This window comes from Lactobacillus sp., from assembly GCF_014803895.1.
The window spans coordinates 1-23,924 of record NZ_JAAVAU010000012.1 but is presented as its reverse complement, the minus strand read 5'-3'; the positions used below and the strand labels follow the sequence as shown (position 1 = coordinate 23,924).

At 38.8% G+C, this 23,924-nt stretch carries 6 protein-coding genes and 1 other annotated feature; all 6 genes read left to right on the top strand.

Going from position 1 to position 23,924, the window contains the following annotated elements; genetic code table 11:
* Positions 1 to 1,677, top strand: a 1,677-nt coding sequence (locus tag HDR40_RS04870; RefSeq protein ID WP_290627090.1) for an LPXTG cell wall anchor domain-containing protein, incomplete at its 5' end; no start/stop codon positions are given.
* Positions 1,678 to 1,845: 168 nt separating this feature from the next.
* A complete protein-coding gene (locus HDR40_RS04865) occupies positions 1,846 to 4,905 on the top strand; it encodes a hypothetical protein (protein ID WP_290627088.1) in 3,060 nt (1,019 codons plus the stop codon).
* A gap of 427 nt (positions 4,906 to 5,332) precedes the next feature.
* Positions 5,333 to 11,380 carry a Rib/alpha-like domain-containing protein gene (locus HDR40_RS04860; RefSeq protein WP_290627085.1) on the top strand — a complete coding sequence of 2,016 codons (6,048 nt, stop codon included), beginning with the start codon at positions 5,333 to 5,335 and terminating at the stop codon, positions 11,378 to 11,380.
* A 379-nt stretch (positions 11,381 to 11,759) separates the two neighbouring features.
* Positions 11,760 to 13,316: a glycosyltransferase gene (locus tag HDR40_RS04855; protein ID WP_290627083.1), complete on the top strand. Its 1,557-nt coding sequence runs from the start codon at positions 11,760 to 11,762 to the stop codon at positions 13,314 to 13,316.
* Positions 13,317 to 14,807, top strand: coding sequence for a glycosyltransferase (locus HDR40_RS04850; protein ID WP_290627082.1), 1,491 nt, complete (start codon positions 13,317 to 13,319; stop codon positions 14,805 to 14,807). It begins immediately after the preceding gene.
* 55 nt (positions 14,808 to 14,862) lie between these two features.
* Entirely contained in the window at positions 14,863 to 23,682 is an 8,820-nt protein-coding gene (locus tag HDR40_RS04845; RefSeq protein WP_290627080.1) for a pectate lyase-like adhesive domain-containing protein, read from the top strand.
* Between the two features lie 92 nt (positions 23,683 to 23,774).
* Positions 23,775 to 23,893: a sequence feature (ribosomal protein L20 leader region), on the top strand.
* Positions 23,894 to 23,924: the final 31 nt, after the last annotated feature.

The window sequence follows — 23,924 nt, the reverse complement described above, 5'->3', positions numbered from 1 at the left end:
AAGGATGTGCCAAATAAGCCTTACGAAAACGATCCACATGATCCAACAGGTGTAGTTCCAAATGAACCAGTTCCAGAAATCCCAGGATACGTTCCATCTGTACCAACAGTAACTCCAGATGATCCAGGTAAGGATACTCCAGTTGTTTACACTCCAGAAGCTAAGAAGGGTACTGTTACAGTAATCTTCCATGATACAACTACTAATACAGATATCCCAGGCTACGGTTACAAGAGTGATGAAGAACCAGCTGGAACTAAGGTAACTTATAACCCAACAACTGATATTACTAACTTAGAAAATAAGGGTTATGTTGTTGATGGTTCTGTTCCAACTATTCCAGCTACCTTCACTGATGGTGCTCAAACAATTACTATTAATGTGAAGCATGATACTCAACCTGTAAACCCACAAAATCCAGGTAAGCCAGGTGAACCAATTAATCCTAATGATCCAAATGGTGCTAAGTACCCAGATGGTACTGATGCAGATAGCTTAACTAAGACAGGTAAGCAAACTATCCATTACACTGGTGCCGGTAATAACACTCCAGCTGATAATGTTTCAACTGTTGAATTTGATCACACTGTAGTTGTTGATAAGGTAACTGGTAAGATTGTTAAGGATGAAGGTTGGACTCCATCAAGTCATACCTTTGGCACTGTTAATACTCCGGTTGTTGAAGGTTACCACGCAGATAAGACTACTGCAGGTGGTAAGACTGTAACTGTTGAAAATCCAGAAGTGACTGAAACAATTAACTACACTCCAAATGGTCATATTGTCCCAGTAACTCCAGATGGTGAGAAGATTCCAGGAGCTCCAACTCCACAATACACAACTGATCCAAAGGACCCAACTGGGGTAACACCAAATGAATCAGTTCCAATTGTGCCTGGTTACACTCCAAACACTTCTCAGGTAACTCCAAATGATCCAGCTAAGGATACTCCAGTTATCTATACCAAGGATGAAACCCCATCAACTCCAACTCCTGAAACTCCATCAACCCCAACTACTAATACTCAAAAGGCAATTATTAACTTCATTAATGTTGATAATGGTCAAACTCTTGCCACATCAGGCATTCTGAGTGGCGAGTCTGGATCAAGCATTAACGGTCTTTATAACCCAGCTGATGAGATTAAGAAGTTAGAAGATGCAGGCTATGAAGTTATTTACAATGGTTTTGATGGTGATGGTGTAACAAGATACTTTGATAACGATGACAATACTGTTCAACAATTTACAATTGGTTTGAAACCAATTACTATTGCACCACCTCATCCAACTGATGAACCAACTGAGCCAGACACTCCAACTACTCCATCAACTCCTACAACTCCAGAAAATAATGTTCCAGAAAATGAAAATACTCCAACTGAAACACCTGAAGTTGTCGCACCAGTTCACGCAACAACTGTAACTCCTTCATCAAATAATTCAGTTGTAAACCCAGTGAAAGTAGAGCAACAAGTTGCTAAGAGCGGTAAGCAAACTGCTGCACCTACTGCAAAGCAAAATGTTCAACAACAAGAACAAGCAAATGAAAATACTTTGCCACAAACTGGTGCCAAAGATGGTGAAGCTGAAGTAATTCTTGGTGCAACTGCAGGCTTAATCGGTTTAGCAGGTTTAGCAGGTACTAAGAAACGTCGTAGAGACGAAGAAAAATAGTTAAATGCTAACTGAAAGAAGACACGATTTCGCAAGAAATTATGTCTTTTTTTATAAAGTTGATACATTTTTTACCTATTTAATGGCGCATACTATTCTATTTAGTGGGATAATATAAGGGTGTATGAATAAACCCATAAACAAGAAAAAAGAGGAATAGATAATAACATGGAAAACTTGATTGAAGAATCGGCACCAATCGTAGTTAAGTACATGGATTTGGACAATGATTTAGCCCAATTGTCTACTTCGGGTGACTTGATTGCAGAAGTTGGTCAGCGAATAGATTATAGTACGGTTGATGAAATAAAAAGATTAGAAGAACAGGGCTATGTTTTGGTTAACAATTCTTTTGATCCGGATGGTTATGCACCTGTGTATAATGAAAGTACGACTGTATATATAGTTACTTTTAAGCATGGGCGAGAACTAGTGACAGCTAATAATTTGAAATATGGTTGTACCCTAGATGATTTACAAGTTACTGGTACACAAACTGTGCATTATATGGGAGCAGGTAATAGAACTCCTCGTGATAGTGTTACGACTGTAAAGTTTAATCGGATTTTAGTTTATGATAAAGTTACTAAAAAAGAGATTGGCACTAAAGGATGGGAAGACGATAAGAAGACTTATCCAGTAATTGGTACACCTACTATTCTTGGTTATGCTCCAGATAAAGCCTCTATTGGTGGTGAGACCGTTGCTCATGAGATGCCAAATCGCGAATACAATGTGACTTATGCTATTAATGAAAATCCATCTGCAAATTTGCAAATTGCAGAAATTAAATATTTAGACCTTGATGATGATAACAAGCAAGTAGCTTCATCAAATGAATTGAGTGGTTTACCGAATACTCAAATTTCTTATAAAACTAGAGACACAATTGATAAACTTGAACAATTAGGTTATAAAGTTGTAAACAATGAATTTGATGGTAACGGGGATATTCAATTCTTTGACAATAGTGATGGATACCAACAGGTCTTTATTGTGACTTTGGCCCACAAGCAAGTTGTGGTTAATAGTGAAAATCCACTTGATGGTGTTGACCCTAGAGAGTATGAGCGTGAAGTTAGTCAGACGGTTAACTTTAAGGGTGCAGGAGAAAATACTCCTAAAAATGTTATTCAAAAAATTAAGTGGACACGTAATATTGCTGTTGACGCTGTTACTAAGCAAGTCGTGGCTAATAACAAAAATATGACGAATTGGACTCCTTCTGTAAAAGAATATGCTCCAGTTGAAGTGCCGGTAATTGCAGAGTATCATGCCAATGTTAAGCAAGTTAGTGCAACTCCTGCGAAGATAGAAGATACTACTGTCACAGTAACTTATCAATCTAATGGATATTTGATTGCGGTAGACAAAAATGACAATCCAATCAAAGATGCACCTCAGATTCAATTTGTTACTAAAGATGACGATCCAACTCAAGTTGTTTCTCCAATTACCGTACCAGATATCACTGACTATGTTCCTGAAAAGAAGGAAATTGGCGTAGTAAATCCAAGTGGTAATATGAAGGCTCGTTACATCTTAGCCCATAAGTATGTTGCAGTGAATAAAGATAATCCACTTCCTGGTATTAATCCTGGTTACTACAATCGTTCGGTTAGTGCTGTTGTTCATTATCAAGGTGCTGGTGATAAAAATCCTAAAGATTCAGTTCAATTAGCGCGCTGGACACGTACTATAACTTACGATGAAATTACTGGAGAAGTAGTCAAAGATGGTAAATTTACTAGTGAATGGAAAGTAGACCATGAAATTTTTCATGAAGTTCCAACTCCAGTAATTGATGGCTACTTTGCTGATATTGGTGTTATTTCTGAACACACTGTTACTCAGGATGACTTGAAGGCTACGATTACTTATACAAAGAATGGACTTATCATCCCTGTTAATAAAGATGGCAATCCACTTCCTGGTGTAGAGCAAACATCTTATATCACTGATCCATATGATCCAACTCGTGTATTAGTTAGCGAAGATGTGCCACAAATAGATGAATATTATCCAGAGACCCCAACTATTACTATTGCCGATCCGTCTAAGGATACTGAAGTAGTTTATCTTTTAAAACCTCGCTATGTTAAAGTTGACAGTGATCATCCTTACAGAGGTATTGATTCTCGCAAGTATAGTTTCCAAGTTCACGAAATCATCAAATATCAAGGCGCTGGTAATCAAACGCCAAAAGAATGCATTCAAACAGCTCACTGGAAGCGCAGTTTAACAGTTAACGACGTAGATGGGGAGATAGTTGAAGGCGGTAAGTTTGATAGTGACTGGAGTGTAAATAAAGAAAATTATGAAGCAATTGCTACTCCAGTAATTGATGGTTATCATGCTGATAAGAAGGGTGTTAATGAAGAAGTTGTTAATGATGAAGATCATATGATAACTGTTACTTACACCAAAAATGGTAAAATTATTCCGGTTGATGAAACTGGTGCTAGATTAAGTGAAGGTCATGCAATTTCTTATGTAACTGATCCAACTGATCCAACCAAGGTTTTAGCTGAACAAGCTGTTCCTCGTGTTATGGCTTATATGCCTGAAACTTCCTATGTTAAAGTAACTGATCCAGCTCAAGATACTTTAGTGTTGTATTATGCTTTGAATGAAGTAACTTATTTACCAAATTCTACTGATGAAGTTCCAGATCAGCCAGCAGCTCCTGTAGTTGATGATGTAAGATCTGCAGTTGTTAACTATATTGATTTAAGTCATAATGGTAGTCAAATTGCTGCTTCTAATTTACTTACTGGTAAAGCAGGTTATCCAATTACTTCCTTGTATACCAGTGAAGATCAAATTAAGAAACTTGAAGAAGCAGGTTATAGATTAGTAAATAATGGTTATGACCCTGATGGACTAGTAAGATATTTTGATTTTGATGAATCAGGTGTTCAAGTCTTTACTATTTCAATGGAATCAACTGAAGATGTTCAAGCTGGTAAAAATGAATTAAAACTTTCTGCAAAACCTAAGGAAAAGGTAATAAATAAAGAAGATCAACCGAAAATTATTATTCCATCTCTTGCTGAAGATAAACCTGCAAAACATCAGGATACGATGATTGAACTAAAGGAAGAATCAGTAACTCCAAAGGTAAAAGAAGCTGAAGAAGCAGATAATTCTCAACAAGTTGAATCAAAGAATAGTGAACAACCTAATAAAAAACATGGCTGGTCAATTTTTCACTGGGGTAAAAAGTAAATAATAAATATAAATCATGTTCTGATTTTTTCAGAGCATGATTTTTTATTTTTTCGTAAAGAGGGTGTATATTTTTAGAAGAAAATGTGAAGAAAGTGTGAATTTTTATGATTTTTTAGAAGCTGTAATTTAGAAATATTTTTAATGATTCAGAATTAAATAACTCCTAAAAATTAATCAAAAAATTTTTTTAATTTTAAAGCTAAAAAATATATTTTTAGAATCTATAAAACTATTAGTGTATTAAGGATTTATAAAAATAACGGAGAAGTATAAAAAATATCTAAAAATATTTCTTTTAAAGGTGTTATAGAATTAATTTAACTTTAAAGTAAAAAATAAACTTGCTTACCTTTCAAAATCATGATAAAACATAATAGTTAGAATAAAAAGTATGTTGGATAGGAAAGGATTATAAGGAGGAAATATGTTATCTAAAAATAATTTTCAAGAACGTCTCCGTAAAATGGAACGTAAACAAGAACATTTTTCTATTAGAAAGCTAACCATTGGTGCAGCTTCAGTACTTATTGGTGTAAGTTTTTTTGCTGCCAATGCCCCCGATGTGGTTCAAGCCGATACAATAACATCTAATAATACGGCTGTTATTGATCAAACAAGCGCAATTACTCAGTCCACTACTGCTGATACCCCTCAAAGTAGTGCAGCTACTAAAACTGATGTAGCAGATGCAACTGCTGAAAGTGATGCCGTTAAATCAGCAACTAATGTTAATGCTAATAGCGATACAAGTACAAGTACTTCTTCTGATGCTAAGAGTAAGTCCGCTGCTTCTTCTTCTGAATCAGCTGCTTCTTCATCATCCTCATCAAGTGAAGCTACAAATAATGAAGTGGCTAGTCAGTCCGTAGTTTCAAGTGCTTCAGAAGTTAAAGAAACTGAACCAAAATCTAGTGAAAATAAGACAGTTCAGAATTCAACCGCTTCAGTAGATACGTCATCTGCAGCAAAGAATGATAGTACTGAATCAGCAACTGCTTCAGTAAGTGAAACTACTTCTCAAGATTTAACTGTTGATGTACCTAGTGAATCTGCAGCTGTCAACTCAACAAGTAGTTCATCTGTACAATCAAGTGCAGCTACTTCCTCAGCAAGTATTACCAACGATAGCGCACTCACTAGTTCAGTAGATACTGATGCTACAACTTCCACTCTCAATGTAGCTGATTTACAGACATCTTCTTTATCAGCTGTTAATTTAGCCGCTTCTAAAGTTGCCACTAATACAACATCTGCTCAAACTACAGCAGATGCTGGCTCTGCCGCAACTCAAGCTGAAAATGAAAAGACTACTTCTTCAAATAATGATGCTTCCGTAGCAAATGTTGATGATTTTGCAGGTCTTTCTAAGGCTATTGTAGATAAGAATATTACTACTATTAATATTAATAGCGACATTGATTTGAGTGGGGTAACTTCCACTGATGATCTTAAAGTAGATGGTGGTTTAGCTACTAATAGCTCATTAATTGGTACAAACTATGAACTTTCCGCTAATACTAGTGATATTTCTCGTAGTTTAACTATTAATGGTAATGGTCATACTATTGATATGGGGAAATGGTACATTTCTTTCAATAAAGCTTCTGTAGGTAGTACAGAATGGGATCTTACACTTCAGGATATGACCATTAAAAATACTGGTACATCAGGTTCTACAGACTATACTCCTTTTTACTTTGGTAACGTAGGCAGTGAACATCTCCCTAAAACTAACATGACTTTTGAAGATGTAACTGCAGATATAAATACACCATTAGTAAACGATAATGAACCTGTTAATGTAACCTTTGAGGGAACGGATGTAATTACGGTTGCTCCAATGGCTAATAATGCTACTGGTTCCATTGAAAATGGTGCAAACCGAAATGTTGTTAATGCAAATAATATCTATATTGCAGAAAATGCTAATGTTAGTGTGACTGCAACTATGACTGGTACTATTCTTACTGGTGCAAAATTAGCTATGGATGAAGAACACAATGTCTTCAAGATGGTTAACTCTAATGATGCAAATTCTGGGAATATGACTGTTGGTAAGAATGCCAAAGTAACCATTGATACTACTGCAAGTAATGTGGCTGTTCGTGGGGTTGCTTCACGTAATCCAAATGGTATTTTATATTTAGATCAAGGTGCAGACGTTGAGATGAACTTGGGAACAAGTTATTCTTCTGCTGTGATGCTTTCAAACTTAGTGTTAGAAAAAGACTCTACCTTAAATGTAAATACTCAGCAAAATAACAGTGGTAGTACAGCAAATATAGGACCTAGTGGATATTTATATGCGCCTATAGCAATTGGTGTTATTAGTCTTTCTAAACCAACTAGTGCACTTCTTAAAGTAAGTCAAGGCGCTACTTTAAAAGTAACTCGTGGTAGTGTCTCTTCGACTACTCCAATTATCGCTCTTGGTCAAAGTAACGCAGTTGGTGGAGGTAGTTACGACTATAAGATTGAATTTGATGATGGATCTACTGTAGACCTTGAAGATGGAAATACTAAGACTGCACTCTTGAGTAGTAGTGCTTCTAGTGCACTTATTTTATTAAATAATTCAAATACTACCCTTAAAATCGGTCAAATGAAGTACCTTAACCTTCAAAGAACTGGTTCAGCTGTAGGTAAATTTATTGATGCAAGTGATGGTACGGATGTAGATGCTGGTAAGTATGGTGGTATTGAAGTAGAACTTTGGAACAAGGGAAATACTACGGATACTCCAGATGATACTTGGCAAGTTCAAGAATTAAGTGCAAAGTCTAATGGTAAAATATCTAGTGCTACAATGGCACCAATTGAAACTAAAAGTTCTAGTGACCTTATCAGTGCTCTTAACTTAATGGGTGATGGTCAACGTCTTGTTTTAACTGCAGAAAATCTTGAAACTTACAAGTATGATGCACAATACAAGGATACTACTGCAAAAATTGGTGAAACTACCGAGGTAGATTCTCCAACATTTACTGAGCAAGATTCTACCACCCCAGCAACGACTCAACCTGAATTAGCTGCTGATGGGGCATATAGTATTGGTTGGAACGAAAATGATGGTACTGCTATTTCTGGTATGACCGTTCAAGGTGCTACCATTGATGCAAGTACGGGTAAAATTACCTTTACACCAAATGAAGGACAAGTTGGTACCTTAGTAAATGTACCTGTAACTGTTACTTACGCTGATGGTTCTGTTGATCGTATAGTTGCTCCTATTTATGTTTCTGGAGATAATTATGCTCCAATTTGGGAAACTGATGATAATGGTAAGACTACTGCCGTTGTTTCTGTCCACTATGATTCAAATGAGTTACCAGAAACAACCAATGTATCAGCATCAACATCAAATCCAGCTAGCGATACTACTGTAACTTACTATGGTGTGGCTAACTATGATGATGAAAATTACACTCCAGGTTCTACTGATATCACTGATTCAGCAACTATTTCATGGGATGGTGAAGCACCAAGTACTATTGTTTCTGATCCGACTACTTCAGCATCAGCATCTGCCTCAATTAAATTAACTTTTGGTACTAATACAACTGCTGTTCAAAGTAAGTTAGTTAAAGCTGGCGATCAAACCGTTCCTGTAGATATCAGTTTAGTTGGTGCATCAACTAGCGAGAATGTACCTAGCTTTACTAAAGAAAATCTTGAAAGTGGATTAACTCAAACTCAATTTAAGAAATTAGTTGATACTAGTGCTTTAGATAATGCAGGTATTAATTACACATTAAGCTGGGATGAAGATCCAACTACTACTAATGGTGAAAATTCTGGCAATGTTCGTGTAACTTATCCTGATGCTACTGCTGCAACCGATCAAAAGACTCGTTCAGTAGAAAATTCAGCTTACTTAGTTGTTCCCGTTAAGTACAACGTTACTGATGGTACTACTACTGCAGACACCACTAATGTTACTTATCCAACAAATGTAACCCAATCTGGTAGTCCAGTAACTATCACTCCAACTATTACTGATGATGAGGGCAATACTATTGCTATTCCAGAAGGAACTAAGTTTAGTACTACTGATACTAATGCAACTGTAGATCCAACTACTGGTGTGGTAACAGTTCCTGCTACTACTGATACTGGTGTAGTAACAGTTCCTGTAACTGTAACTTATCCAGATGGCAGCACTACCACTGTAAATGCTCAATCTGTCAGTGTAGCTTTAAACGATAATGTAACTGATCCAACTTCACCATATGAATTGATTAAGGATCCAAGTAACTTACCTACAGGTACTAAAGTAACTTGGGCTGATGATAATACTCCAACAGCCGGTTCAAATGTACCAGCTAAAATTGTTGTTTCTGTGCCAGGTGCCGATCCAATTGAATTAACGGGTGCAGTTACTTACAAGGATAGTTCTCTTTACAATCCAGAAGTAAAGAATCCAATTTCAACTAGTATTAATACTCTGCCGGACGCTTCTGACCAAATTACTAACTTTGATGAATTACCAACAGGAACTACTGCAGCATGGCAAGCTAATCAGCAAGTACCTCTTGTAGGTAATCAAAGCGTTTCTGGAGTTATTATTGTAACTTATCCAGATGGTTCAACTACTAAACTTTCTACTACTCTTACTACTGCTGAACTTGATTCAGATAAATATGATCCAGCAGCAGCTACTGTAACTACTAATGAAGGTGTACTTCCATCACCAGAATCCGCTATTAGTAATACTGATGAACTTCCATCAGATGCAGCCTACAGCTGGGCTGTTAAGCCAGATGTAAGTAAGCCAGGAACTAGTGAAGGAACTGTAACTGTAACTTATCCAGATGGCAGTACTGATACAGTAACTGTACCAATTACTGTAAAATCACAAGCTGATCAATACGAACCAACTACGACGGATGTAAGTATTCCCGTTGGTGGAGAAGTACCTGATGCATCCACTGTGATTTCTAATACAAGTGATTTACCAGCAGGAACTAAGTATGCATGGACTAATACTCCAGACACAAGTAAAGTGGGCGATACAACTGGAGAAGTAACTGTAACTTACCCAGATGGAACTACTGATGTAGTAGAAGTACCTGTAACTGTAGAAAGTGCTGACAAGACTGATTTACAAAAAGATGTGGATGAAGCTTCGGATGTAGAAAAGACTCCAGCATATGAAAATGGTAGTGATGATGCTAAAAAGGCATATGATGATGCTATAACAGCAGGTAAGGATGTTTTAGATAACCCAGATGCCACTCAAGATCAAGTAGATGCTGCAACCAAGGCAATCGACGATGCTAAGGGTGGTTTGGATGGTAAGATTACTGTTACTCCATATGAACCAGCTGCATCAAGCGCTGCTGATGAAGCAAATAGTGCAGCTGCTATTGCTGAGAACAATTCAAGTGCAGCTAGTGTTGCTAATAGTACTGCTAAAAGGGCTGCCGATGCTGCAAGTAGTGCAGCTGAAAAGAATTCAGCAGCTAAGAGCGATGCAGACAAGGCAAGTTCCGCAGCTACTGTAGCAAGTTCTGCAGAAGCCAAAGCCTCAAGCGCAGCTAGTGTAGCAACTAGTGCCGCTTCAGATGCAGATATCCAAAAGGGCATTGCAAGTGAACAAGACTCAATTGCAAGTTCAGCTGCATCAGCCGGGGATAGTTCAGCTGCAAGTGAAGCAGAATCTAAGGCATCAGAAGCTGCAGATAAGGCAAGTTCAGATGCAGAAATTGCTAAGAGTGCAGCAAATGAATCATCAATTGCAGCATCAACCGCAAGCAGTGCAGCAGAAGTAGCAAGTAGCGCAGCCAGTGAAGCCGCAAGTGCAGCAAGTGAAGGTTCCTCATCAGCAAGCCCAAGCTCAGCTTCAAGTGATTACGCAAGCGAAGCATCCAGTGCCGCCAGTGAAGCAGGAAGCCACGCAAGTGACGCTTCAAACTCATCAAGTGCAGCCTCAGGGATGAAGTCTGCTGGTTCAGCCGCATCAAGTCCTGCTTCTTCACCAGCTCAAAATTCTGCTGCTAAAGCTCCACATACGCGTGCAAACAATTCAAGTCGTGCCACTAATACTGCATCTGCCATTACTCGTGTTGCTTCAAGACATCGTTACGGTAATACTGATGAACGCCGTGCAGAATGGCTTAAGGATCATGGTTATGTAGTTGTAGTTGGCCCACATGGTGAAATCTTAGATTACACTAAGGCTGCCGATGGTGTAGGACGAATTGTGAGAGTAACTTCAAACTCTACTTCAAGTTCTAACTTGAATTACAATGTTGTAGTTGGTCCACATGGTGAAGTAATTAATGGTACTAAGTCTTCAAATAGTACAGATCGTGAAAAAGCTTCAAGTTCTAATAATGATTTGAAGGACGGTAAGTTACCACAAACAGGTGCAAGTAACTTAGATAATATGACTGCTATTTTAGGATTAACTTTAGCTAGTCTTGGTTTCATCTTTGGTTTAGTTGATCCAAGAAAGCATAAGAAAGACTAAAATTAAATAATAAAAATATAAAAGCTGTTATCTTTTGGCAAATATATTGTCAATAAAAGTTTGATTTTTAAGAACCAAATCGAATAGATTTGGTTCTTTTTTTGTAACTTATTATTAATTACAAAAAAACAGAAAGCTTAAGCTTCCTGTTTGTAAAATTTGTTTTTAAGATGATATACTACTCATATTTGAAATAATAAAATAACACTATAGGCTAGATACTAGAGTAAGTAATCGTATGAAAAATTATTATTAATAATTAAGATAAAAAATGCTTTTATATATTTATGTATTGTTATAAAATGATTATGGAAAATTATTTTACATTAATATATTATATACAGCAAAAAAGTGCGTGATTTTTTAAGGAGGGCACAACGTGATATATTTTATTAATTTTGGAATGCCAAGCCATAAATCCGGTATTGAACATGCAGAGTTAAAACGTTTAAAGTTATTTAAAAATCATAATCAGCCTGCAAAAATTATTGCACGCGATTGGAATCGTGAATTACATAAAACAGCAAACGCATCTGGCGTAGATGATGATAGTTTATTGGGAATGTTTGATTATTTCCAAAATGCTGAACATGTTCCAACTAAACGCGTAACTGTTGAAGACTTAGATTTTGGGGTTGAAAATACTCAAAGAGTTGAAGAAGCAGACAAGAATCGTTTCTTAGTTACAAGTGAAAATGGGAAGTTAATCGCACGTGTAAACTATGATAAAAACGATGATAAGCAAGTGTTATCTACTGAATTATTCGATGAATACGGAAATTTATACCGTGTAGATCACTATGATAGTCGTGGTTTTAGATCTTTGATTCAATGGTATACTCCTGATAACCATGTAGGTAATGAAGAATGGCTTACTCCAGATGGTAAAACTGTAATTCGAACTTTTAACAAATTTGATATTCATAAGAATCTTGTTAAAACTGGTTGGTGGCTTCAAGAAAAGAACGGCGAAGTTCATACATTTGACACCATTGATGAATTATTCGAACACTTTTTAAATCGAATCAATGAAAAGGGTAGAAATATTTTTGTCCTAGATCGTTCTCTTTTGGCTGACGGTGCCTTGACTCGTCTAAAGAGACCAGCTTATACAGTAATGCACTTGCATAACTCACAAGCTGGTGATGCTCAAGATCCAATGCATTCTATTGTTAATAATAATTACGAATATGCCTTAGCAAACCTTGATAATTACTCAGCAGTTGTATCTGCTACGCAAAGACAAACTGATGATGTTGTTGCTCGTTTCAAGCCTAAAGCTAAGATGTACACTATCCCAGTAGGAATTGTGGATGATGAAACACTTAACGCTAAACGTATTCCTGAAGATAAGAGAACTTTTGGTAAGGTGATTGCAGTTGCCCGTATCGCTTACGAAAAGAGATTGGATGACTTAGTAAGAGCTGTTAAGCTTGTTCATGATGAAATTCCTGAAGTAACTCTTGATCTTTATGGTTATGCTGATTCTTCAAATAATTATGGTGAAAAGAGAAAGATCACTGAATTAATTAAGGAATTAGAACTTGAAGATATTGTAACTTTTAAGGGATACACAACAGATATTCCAGATGTTGAAGACAAGGCTCAAATTTTTGGTTTAACTTCACGTATGGAAGGTTTTAACTTGGCTATCATGGAAGCTCTTTCTCATGGTGTAGTTGGGGTAACTTATGATGTTAACTATGGTCCTAACGATATTGTTCAAGATGGAGAAAATGGTTATATCGTTGACTTCGGTGACTACAAGGCATTAGCAGAAAAAATGACTAAGATTTTAAAGGATAAAAAGTTAATGCAAGAGTTGAGTGATGGAGCTTATGATACTAGTGAACGTTACTCTGATGCCAATGTTTGGAAAGCTTGGAAAGAATTAATTGATGATGCAGAAGATACATTAAAAGAAGAGGTGAGATAATTGAAATATCTTGTAGGAGAAAACGTCTTTACATTTAATTCAGGTACTGAATTTTCACAATTTGAAAGATTAAACGCATTTAACGATAACAATGAAGATACTGTTATCTTGTTACGTAATTACAACAGAATGCTAAGCAATGAATTAAAAAAGCATGGCTTAAAGCAAAAAGATGTAATTAATATGTATGATTTCTTTCAAGGAACAGTTCGTACAAAACGTAAGCAGCAGTCATTACGCTTGCTAGATGAAATTCCACTTAAGGATTATCACATTGTTGGTATTGACAACAACCATTCCAACATTGAATACAAAGGCAAAAAAATTGCCGATATTCGTGTTATGCCTGGAACAGTAGGTTTGATTGGTAGTATTGAATATTATGATTCACTAGGTCAAAGCGCTGTTAAGGAATACTGGGATTGGCGTGGCTTTAAGTCAATGGTTGAAACTTATCATCCAGATGGTTCAGTAGCCATGCAACAATACTTAAATCCAGAAGGTAAGCCTGTGCTTGAAGTAACTCATATGTACATTGGTAAGCAAGTATTACCAACCATGTGGAAATTGCTGGATTACAAGGGTCGTGATTGGCAATTTAGAACTGAAAATCAGTTATTTACCTTCTTCTTAAATGAAATTAATAATGCAAATCCAGGAACATTTATTTCTGATCGTCGTACTCTTGATAGTTCAGTATTGAATGTTCAAGGTGCAGATAAGAGAATTGCCTACTTACATAGTGTTCCATTTGCTAATTATCGTCATCCACAACGTGGCTTAATGAATATTTATCAAACTGCAATTAATGGTGAAAATGGTAAAGAATTTGATACTGTAGTAGTGCCAACATCAGATTTAGCTACTGAAATTAAAAAATTAGCAACGTCATCAAGCAAGGTTTTAGCTGCTCCAGATAGTTATGTTAAGAAGGCTAAAAAAGCTAAAAAGTTAAATGATGATATTGTTGTTGCATATGTGGGACGTTTAGCAGAAGAAAAAGATATTTTAACTTTAGTTCGTGCGTTCAAACATATTCATGCACAATTACCACAAGCTCGTTTGAAACTTCAAGGTTACTTCTCCGGTCCAGATTATCGTAATAAGGTTGAAGATTTAATTAAGAAGTCAGAGCTTTCTGATGTAGTAGATGTTGTACCTTATGACCCTCAAAAGACAGTTCTTGATGACGCAACAATTTTCTTAAATGCTAGTTTAAGTGAAGGCTTCGGAATGAACATGTTAGAAAGTTTAGGCAAGGGTGTTCCCGTAATTACCTTTGATGCTAGATATGTCAAAAAGAATTTGATTAAAGACAACGTTAATGGCTACAATGTAACTAAGACTACGCCAAATGGCTTAGCAGATAAGGCAATTTCTGTCTTACAAAATAGTGATTTATATGAACGTTTATCTCAAGGAGCTATTGCAACCGCAAAAGGCCATGATGAAGAAGCGTTCATGAATAGTTGGAAACAAGTTTTAAACTAAAAAGTATGGTAAAGATTTAACCAAAAATATTTTAAAGTTTGGAGAGAGATAATAAATGTCTAAAAAAGATTTTCATAAAAAAGAGATCTTTTCTTTACGTAAGTTAACTGTGGGACTGACAAGTGTAATGATTGGATCTTTCTTCTTTGTTGCGCATGATACTGAACAAGTACATGCTGATACAATGAATCAACCAGAATCTGCAGCTATAGCTCAATCTACTTTAGATGCAGCTGGTCAATTAGCTAGTGATGCAAATTCAGATGTTGCTACTTCAAGTACCAATAGTGCTGAAAATAGTGTTGCGGATAGTGAAGCAACTAGTACCGCTAGCGATGCAAGTGATTCTGTAAGTTTAAGTAGCTCTGACTCTGTAAGCTCAAGCGAAGCTGCAAGCTCTGAGAATGCTCCAGCTTCTCAAAGTGATCAAGCAGCTGAAGGGGATGTAGATGAATTAGCATCAAGTTTAAGTTCATCACCAGCAAGTAGTGAAAAGAGTGCTAGTTCAGATAGTGCTACAGCACATCATGAATCTCAAGATGTAGTGAGTGACAGTGATAACTCTGTATCTACTACCACAGCAGCAGCTTCTACGGATACTACTGCCACCACCGCTACTACTAAGGTAACTCCTTCAGCTGATGAGCAACAATCAACTTTTGTCGTAAAAACTGCTAGTTTTCTTGCAGCAGCAAATTCTGATGCCGTAACAGCTCAATTAGGTGAATCAAAAGTAGCAACTACGGCTTCTGATTCAAACTCAACTTCTGTCTCAACTGCTAGTGAATTCGTAAATGCAATTACTAACACTAGTGCAGCAGTAATTGATGTTACAAGCAACTTAGATTTGACTTCTGCAGGTACAATTACTGTTTCTTCAGATGCAGCATTGCGTGATGTAACAATTAATGGTAATGGTAATACAATTAATTTTGGTAATGCTTACCTTGATATCAAGAGTAAAGATGACCAAAAGGTTACTATTTCTAACGCTACTATCAATAGTACTAACAGTAATGGTGTTGTTTCAATGGATAGTGGAGACAATGCTACTGTTGAATTCAATGATGTTACTTACACTGGTAAGGGATTAGTTAACAACACCAATACTAATGTAGTACTTAGTGGTACCAACAACATCACTACTAATAGCAATACTTATAGTATCAATGCTAAGAGTGTAACTGCAGAGGAAGGTTCCAATACTACCATTACTACTAGTGCAGGTGCTATTTCTGTACCTTCAGGTTCTACTGGGATTAATATTGTCGGTGATTTAACAATCGACCGTACAGGTAAAACTGCTGTAAGTTCTGGTACTGGTATAATTGATGCATCTTCACCAATTACTGTTAGTGGTGATGGTAAGCTTGACCTTGAATTTGATAATGTGTCAGGTTTAACTTCGAAAATGGGTGCCATTTATATTCATAACGGTGTTGACCTTACAGTTAAGGATAATGGTAATTTAACTGTTACTAATAACAGCAGTACTAAACTTGATACTACTGTTATTAACGTTGCTAATTCTGGAACAAGTACGATTAATGCTACAGATAACGGTACCATTAATATTAATGGTACTCTTGGCCAATCTGCTATTTACTTCCAAGGAAATGGTGATATCCGTATTAACGGTGAAAATGCAGCCTTAAATATGGATGTTAGTGGTTATGCTAGTGGTCGTGTATTTGACTTACGAAAAGGTAATGGTATCTACGTCAACAATGGTGGTACTTTCAAAGTAAATTATGATAATGATTCTACAAATAATGATGACATTATTTATGCAGCTGATGGTACTATCCTATCATTCGGTAATAATTCTCATGTGGAATTAACCAGTACTGGTAGTAAATCTACTAACTTACTAGGTGGAGCTGGTAGTGCTAGCTTTATTATTTACCGTCCTGATTCAGTTGTATTTAATGTTCAAAGTGGTGGCTCAATTATTTCTGGTATGAGTGGTAGCTTAGAAGCTCACTATGTTGAAATGAAGAACTCTGCTGATGGTAGTTGGACTGGTCCATATAAGGACGCTACTCTTAATATCAAAAATAGTACAGCGACTACTGTGGGAGAAACAAGTGATTCAACTACGGCTGGTAATACTTTATTAGCTAGCTTGAACAATGGTAAGTACTTTGCTTTCAGTACTGCTGATATGAGCAACTCTATCACTTTAAATGATAGTAATCAGATTAACGATGAAACTACTCAACTTACTGGTACCACTAATGCTAATGCTTATGTAACAGTTCACTACTATGATGGTAGCAGTAATGATGAAAAAGTTACTGGTTTAAGCTATAACTTAACTGCTCCAGGAGAGAGTACTGCTGATTATGTAGTACAAGCAGATGCAAATGGTAATTACACCATTGATTTAACTAATGCACCACTTAAAGCAAATAGTGTTATTGTAGTTGAATCAATGTCTAAATTTACACCAGCTTATGCCACTGCTTATGTAGCTAGTGCTGATTCTACTTATATTGATTTTTCACCTTATGTTTCAAATGCAAACTCAATCGCTTCTGTAGCCAATAGTGTCGCAGATCAAGCTGATTTAAGTAGTGCAGCAGGTGTTTTATCAACTGCCGTGGACGTAGCTAGTTCGATGGCAACTTACGATAGTAGTATGGCAAGTGCAACAAGTACTGCTGATTACACTTTAACTGGCTATCCTAATGCTACGATTGAAGATGATATTAGTAGTCTAGCTGTTTTAGCCGGAAGCGAAGATCCTGACACAGGTGAGACAGTAAATAACGTTGCAAGTGATATTACTGATTCATTAGCAAGTGCAAGTTCAGCAGCAAGTAGTGCAAGTAGCAAGGCAGCAAGTATTTCTAGTGCAGTTGCTGTTTATAATAGTGCTGCCAAGAGTGTAATTGATGCAGCTAGTCAAGGTTCAATTGCTGCTAGTGCAGCTTTGCAAGAACTTAATTACTCATTAGCTGCAAGTCAAGCAACGGCTGCTAATAACACCTCATTAGCTGCTGTTAACTCAACTGCAGCAAGTTCATATGCAACTATTGCTTCCAGCGCTGCAACAGCTGCAAGTCAAGGTGGAACCTTAAATTCAAGTGCAGCAAGTCTTGCTCAAAGTTTAAGTAGTAATATTGAAAGTGATGTTGGCACAGTAGCAAGTTATGCTACAGATACGGTTAATACTGTTCAAAGTGCTCAAAGCGAATACATTTCGGCTGCACAAACAGCTACAAGTTTAACTGCCGATTTAATGAGTGCTACTGCTAATTTTCTATCTTCAACAGCTTCAACTGCTACAAGTAATGCTTCAGTCGCTGATTCTATTGCGACAGCTTTAAAGAGCTACGGTAGCAGTTATCCAAGTGATAGTACTGTTCAATCTGGCGCTAGTCTTGCGGATAGTGTAGCTAGCTTGGTACCGGAACTTACTAGTGTAGCTTCTCAGGCTCTATCTACTAGTTCAACCTTAAGTTTTGCTGTTATTGATTCAGCAACTGCAACCACTGCAAGCAGTAATGCAAGTCAAGCAGCCAAAGATTTAGTAGATGCAATTGAAGCATTTAGTAAGAATGATTCAAGTAGTGCAACAACTAGTTTGAGTGAAGCAAGTAGTATTGATACAGGATTAAGTTCAATTGCTGCAAGTGTAGATCCAATTGCTACTACTATTGATAAAACTAGTACAGAAAGTCCAATTGGGGTTGCTCAAAGTATTGCTAATACAGCAAGTTCGCTTGCAGGAATTGGTAACGCAGCTGTTGCTGCAGGTGAGAAGCAGGGATTAACTAATGCTGAAATAGTAAAAGCGGATGTTCAAATTGCTGCTGCAAAGGCTGATATTGCCAGCGCTGCGGCTGCAGTACAGGTCTCTCAAAGCGAAGCAACTAGTGCGACAGCATCCGTAGCTGCTAAAAGTAATGCGATTAGCGAATTAGTTGCGCAATACCCTGATAAGCTTTCTTCATATGCATCTCAAGCCTCTGAAGCTTATAATATCTCTTCCACTGCAACTGCAGATGTGCCAAGTCAAGCAAAGGCGATTACAGCCGCTTCAACTGGATCTACGCGACCTACAAGGTCAGCTGCTAGCATGGCTACAGAATTAGGAAAGTATCAATATACAGCCTCTCAGAATGCAATTATAGGTGGACTAAATAGCCCCCTATATGCTGCACTAGCTAAGGGTACCCCTGAATTTATTTCAAACTTGTCCAGCTATGCAAGTTTAGCAAATCAATTATCAAGTAGTGCAGCTGATGCTGTAAGTGCGGCTGCAAGCGCAGCTGAGGATGCAGAAAAAGCCAAGCAAGCAGTAAATGATCTTGATTTAGCTTACAACTCTGCAGCCTCTGCCTATACAGATATTAAATCTGAAGAAGCAAACAGTTCAGCTACTGCTGCAGACACCCAGAATAGTGTTGCAAAGAGTTCAGCAAGTTTAGCAGGTAATGATAGTAGTGCGGCAAGCACAAGTACCAACGAAGCAAGCAGCTCAGCTAGTGAAGCAGGTAAAACAGCAGGCGAAGTCGAATCAATGGCAAGTGCCCGTCCAAACAATAGTTTGGTATCAAGTGCCGCAAGCAAGGCAAGCAGTGCAGCCAGCGTAGCAAGCAGTGCGGCAAGCACAGCAAATAGTGCTAGCGAAGCAGCAAGCAATGCGGCAAGCTCAGCTAGTGANGAATACGCTAAGGCAAGTGAAGCAGATTCAGTAGCTAAGAGTGCAGCATCAGAAGCAAGTGCAGCTAAGAGTNCAGCAGAAAGTGCAGCCGCAGCAGGTGATACAAGTGCCGCAAGTAGTGCCGCTGAAAAGGCAAGTAGTGCTGCAAGTCTTGCTTCAAGCGCAGAAACTGCTGCAAGCAGCGCAGCTTCAACAGCCCAAAGTAATGCTGATATAGCATCTAGTGCAGCCAGTGTGGCTAGTGATATGGCTAAGATTGCAAGCCAAGCAGATCAGGATATTGATCAAGCTAAGAGCGAAGCAGAGAATGCCATTAAGGGTGAGGAAGCTGCAAATAGTGCAAGCAGTGCAGCTTCAAATGCAGATACCACTTCAACAGCAGTTCATTCATATGAACAGGCCGCAAGTAGTGCCGCAAGTGCCGCTGGCAGCTACAGTCATAATGCTTCTGAAAGTTCTAGCGAAGCTTCAAGTTCTGCAAGTCATGCAAGTGATGTTGCCAGTGAAGTAGCTTCAATGGCAAGTGAGCATCCAAGTAATACAGTTGTATCTAGTGCAGCCAAGGCAGCTAGTGAAGCTGCAAGTAGCGCAACAAGTGCTGCAGAAGTAGCAAGTAGCGCAGCTAGTGTGGCAAGCAGTGTTGCGAGCGATGCGGTAGACCAACACGCCAAGGCAAGTGAAGCAGATTCTATTGCATCCAGTGCCGCAAGTGTTGCAAATAGTGCTGCAAGTGAGGCTGATAGTTACGCCAAGGCTGGTAATGCAAGTGCCGCAGAAAGCTTAGCTAGTGTAGCAAGTCAAGCTAGTTCTGCAGCTAAGAGTGCAGAAGCCATTGCATCAAGTGCCGCAAGTCAGGCAATAGAAGATGAAAAGAAAGCATCAGATGCTGCAAGTACAGCTAAGAGTGCAGCTTCAGATGCCGCAAACTTTGATGATGAAGCAACTAAGGCTAAGAGCGAAGCAGAAGATAACTTGAAACAAGGTAGCGACTCTGCAAATAGTGCAAGTAGTGCAGCTAGTGATGCAAGTACTTCAGTAACGCAAACAAGTTCATATGCAAGTGTAGCAAGTAGTGCTGCAGATACTGCAAATTCAGAAACCAGTGAGGCATCAGACTCTACGAGTTCAGCCTCAAGTTCTGCAAGTCACGCAAGTGATGTAGCCAGCGAAGTAGCTTCAATGGCTAGCGAACATTCTGATAACTCATTAGTTTCAAGTGCAGCCGAAAAGGCATCCAGTGCAGCCAGCGTAGCAAGCAGTGCTGAAACTGAAGCCTCAAGTGCTACAAGCGCTGCATCAAGTGCCGCAAGTTTAGCTAGTGATGAATTTGATCAAGCTAGTGAAGCAGATTCAATAGCTAAGAGCGCAGCTAGCGAAGCAGACAAGGCTAAGAGTGAGGCAGAAAGCGCAGCAGCTGCTGGTGACATGAGCGCAGCAAGTAGCGCATCCAGTGCTGCAAGTAGTGCAGCCAGTGTGGCTAAGAGTGCAGAAAGTACTGCAAGTGCAGCAGCATCTATTGCTCAAAGTTATGCAAGTGTGGCTTCAAGTGGAGCAAGCGTAGCTAGTGAAATGGCTAAGATTGCAAGTGAAGCAGATGATACAGTAAATGAAGCTAAGAGCGAAGCACAAGACGCTATCAACGGTGAAAGTGCTGCAGACGAAGCAAGTAGTGCGGCTTCAGATGCAGATACTGCTTCAACAGCAGTTCAGTCATACGAACAGTCAGCAAGCAGTGCCGCAAGTGAAGCAGATAGTTATACTGATAATGCTTCAGAGAGTTCTAGCGAAGCTTCAAGTACTGCAAGTCACGCAAGTGATGTAGCCAGCGAAGTAGCTTCAATGGCGAGTGAATACCCAACTAACTCTCTAGTTTCAAGTGCTGCTAAAGCCGCAAGTAGTGCTGCAAGTGCAGCCCAAAGCGCTTCTACTGTAGCTTCAAGTGCTGCAGATGTAGCTTCAAATGCTACAAATGATGCGCTTACCCAACATGAAGCTGCAAGTTCAGCAGATCAAGTCGCAAGCAGTGCCGCAAGTGTTGCAAATAGTGCCGCAAGTGCAGCAGATAGCTACGCAAAGGCAGGAAATACAAGTGCAGCTCAAAGTGCAGCTGCGGTAGCAAGTCAAGCCAGTGTTGCAGCATCCAGTGCCGCAAGTGCAGCATCAAGCGCAGCAAGTCAAGCAATTGAAGATGAAAAGATAGCTTCAAGTGCTGCAAGCGTAGCATCTAGTGCAGCCCAAGATGCTGTAAACTTTGATGAAGCCGCAAGTACAGCTAAGAATGAAGCAGAAGCTGCAATTATTGATGAAGATAATGCAGATACAGCTAAAGATCATGCAAGCTCTGCTGCTTCAGTTAAAACTAGTGAATACGCAAGTGAGGCAAGCAGCGCCGCAAGTGCTACAGGAAGTTATGGTACTAAGACTAGCGAATCTGCAAGTCAAGCTTCATCAGTTGCACAACAAGCTAACAGTGTTTCTAATGATGTCACATCAATGGCAAATACTCATCCAACTAATAGTTTGGTAGCAAGTGCAGCAGCTAAAGCAAGCAGTGCCGCAAGCGTAGCAAGTAGCGCCGCAAGTTTAGCAACTAGTGCCGCTTCAACTGCAACCAGTGCAGAAAACGATGCAAGTACAGCAACTACAATTGCTAAGCAAGCAGATGCTAAGGCTAAATCTGCTGCTGACTTAGCTAATAGTTATGCTGAAGTTGCCGTAAGTGCAGCTGCCGCTGGTAACCATGCAGTAGCAAGTAGTGCCGCAAGTGCAGCTGTTGATGCATACGCTACAGCTAAGAATGCTGAATCTGAAGCTAAGAGTGCTGCCGATCGCGCTATTTCTGATGAGGCCCTTGCTGCAGAGTTAGCTGATCTTGCACAAAATGCTGGTTTAGAATTTATTGCTGCTAACGGAATTGTTTCTGAAGCTAAGAGTGAAGCCCAAAGTGCTATTGATGGTGAAAATGCCGCAAGTCAAGCAAGTGAAGAAGCTAAGAGTGCGAGTGTAGCATCAGCTGATGTTCATTCATATGAACAAGCTGCAAGTAGTGCTGCAAATGGTACAGATGGTTACAGTAGTGAAGCAAGTGAATCTGTAGAGCAAGCTTCTTCAACTGCTAACCTTGCCACTAGCGTGGCTGACGAAGTAGCATCAATGGCTGATGCTTACCCAACTAATCCTACTGTAGTAAGTGCTGCCAGCGTGGCAAGCAGTGCTGCAAGTGCAGCATCTAGTGCAGCCAGTGTGGCAACCAGTGCAGGAAATGTAGCTTCAAGTGCAGCTAATGATGCGGTAGACCAACACGCTAAGGCTAGTGAAGCAGATGCAATTGCTAAGAGTGCAGCTGATGTAGCTAATAGCGCTGCAGCTGCAGCAGATAGCTATGCTAAGGCAGGTAATACTAGTGCGGCAGAAGGTCTTGCAAGTTTAGCAAGTGCCGCAAGCGATGCTGCTAAGAGTGCTGAAGCAGTAGCATCAACTGCTGCAAGTCAAGCAGCTCTTGATGAAGAAATTGCTAAGAGTGCAGCTAGTGTAGCCGCAAGCGCAGCAAATGCTGAAATGGAATTTGCTAAAGTAGCAAGTGCCGCTAAGAGTGAGGCTGAAAATAGCTTATACCAAACTAGCGATACACCTAGTCAAGCAAGTAGTGCTGCTTCTCAAGCAAGTTCAAGTGCAAGCAGCGCAGCTTCCTCTGCTACAAGCTCACATGCTTCTAAAGCAGTGAAGCCAAGTGTTAAGCATGTTCAAACTACTTTAGGTACACTTCCAGATGCAAGTGAAAGTATTCAAAACTTACCTAAGGGTGCTACTGTAAAATGGATTAAGGAACCAAATGTTTCTACATTAGGAGTACACACAGGTGTAGTAGAAATTACTTATGCTGATGGACATACTGAAACAAGAACTGTTGAAGTAGTGGTTCGTCCACGTGCAACTAATATGCCTGATGAAGGTCGTACAAGTCGCTCAGCTACCCGTACAGCTTCAAGACATCGTTATGGCAATGCAAATGAGCGTCGTATTCAATGGCTTAAAGATCATGGTTATGAAAATGATAGTCAAAACGCTAAAGAGAGTGATAAGCAATTACCACAAACTGGTGCAAGCCAATTAGACAATATGGCAACAATCTTAGGATTAGCCTTAGCAAGTCTAGGATTCATCTTTGGATTGGCAGACATCAAAAAACGGAAGAAGGACTAATTTTAGTTCAAAAATGAAGGGAAGTACTTTTTAGTACTTCTCTTTTTTTTTGTACTTGACGAATCTTGTCTAGGTGGTATAATACAATAGTTGAGAACAAGAAGAAGCACCCGCTTCTCGCCTAAGTTAAAACAAGAAGGACCTCTGGGCTAATCGATAATATCTGTTGATTAAAGGCGGGCGTTACTTTTGCCCGTCTTTTTCTTGTCCTCGAAATTAACGTGGAGGTGAATACCCATACC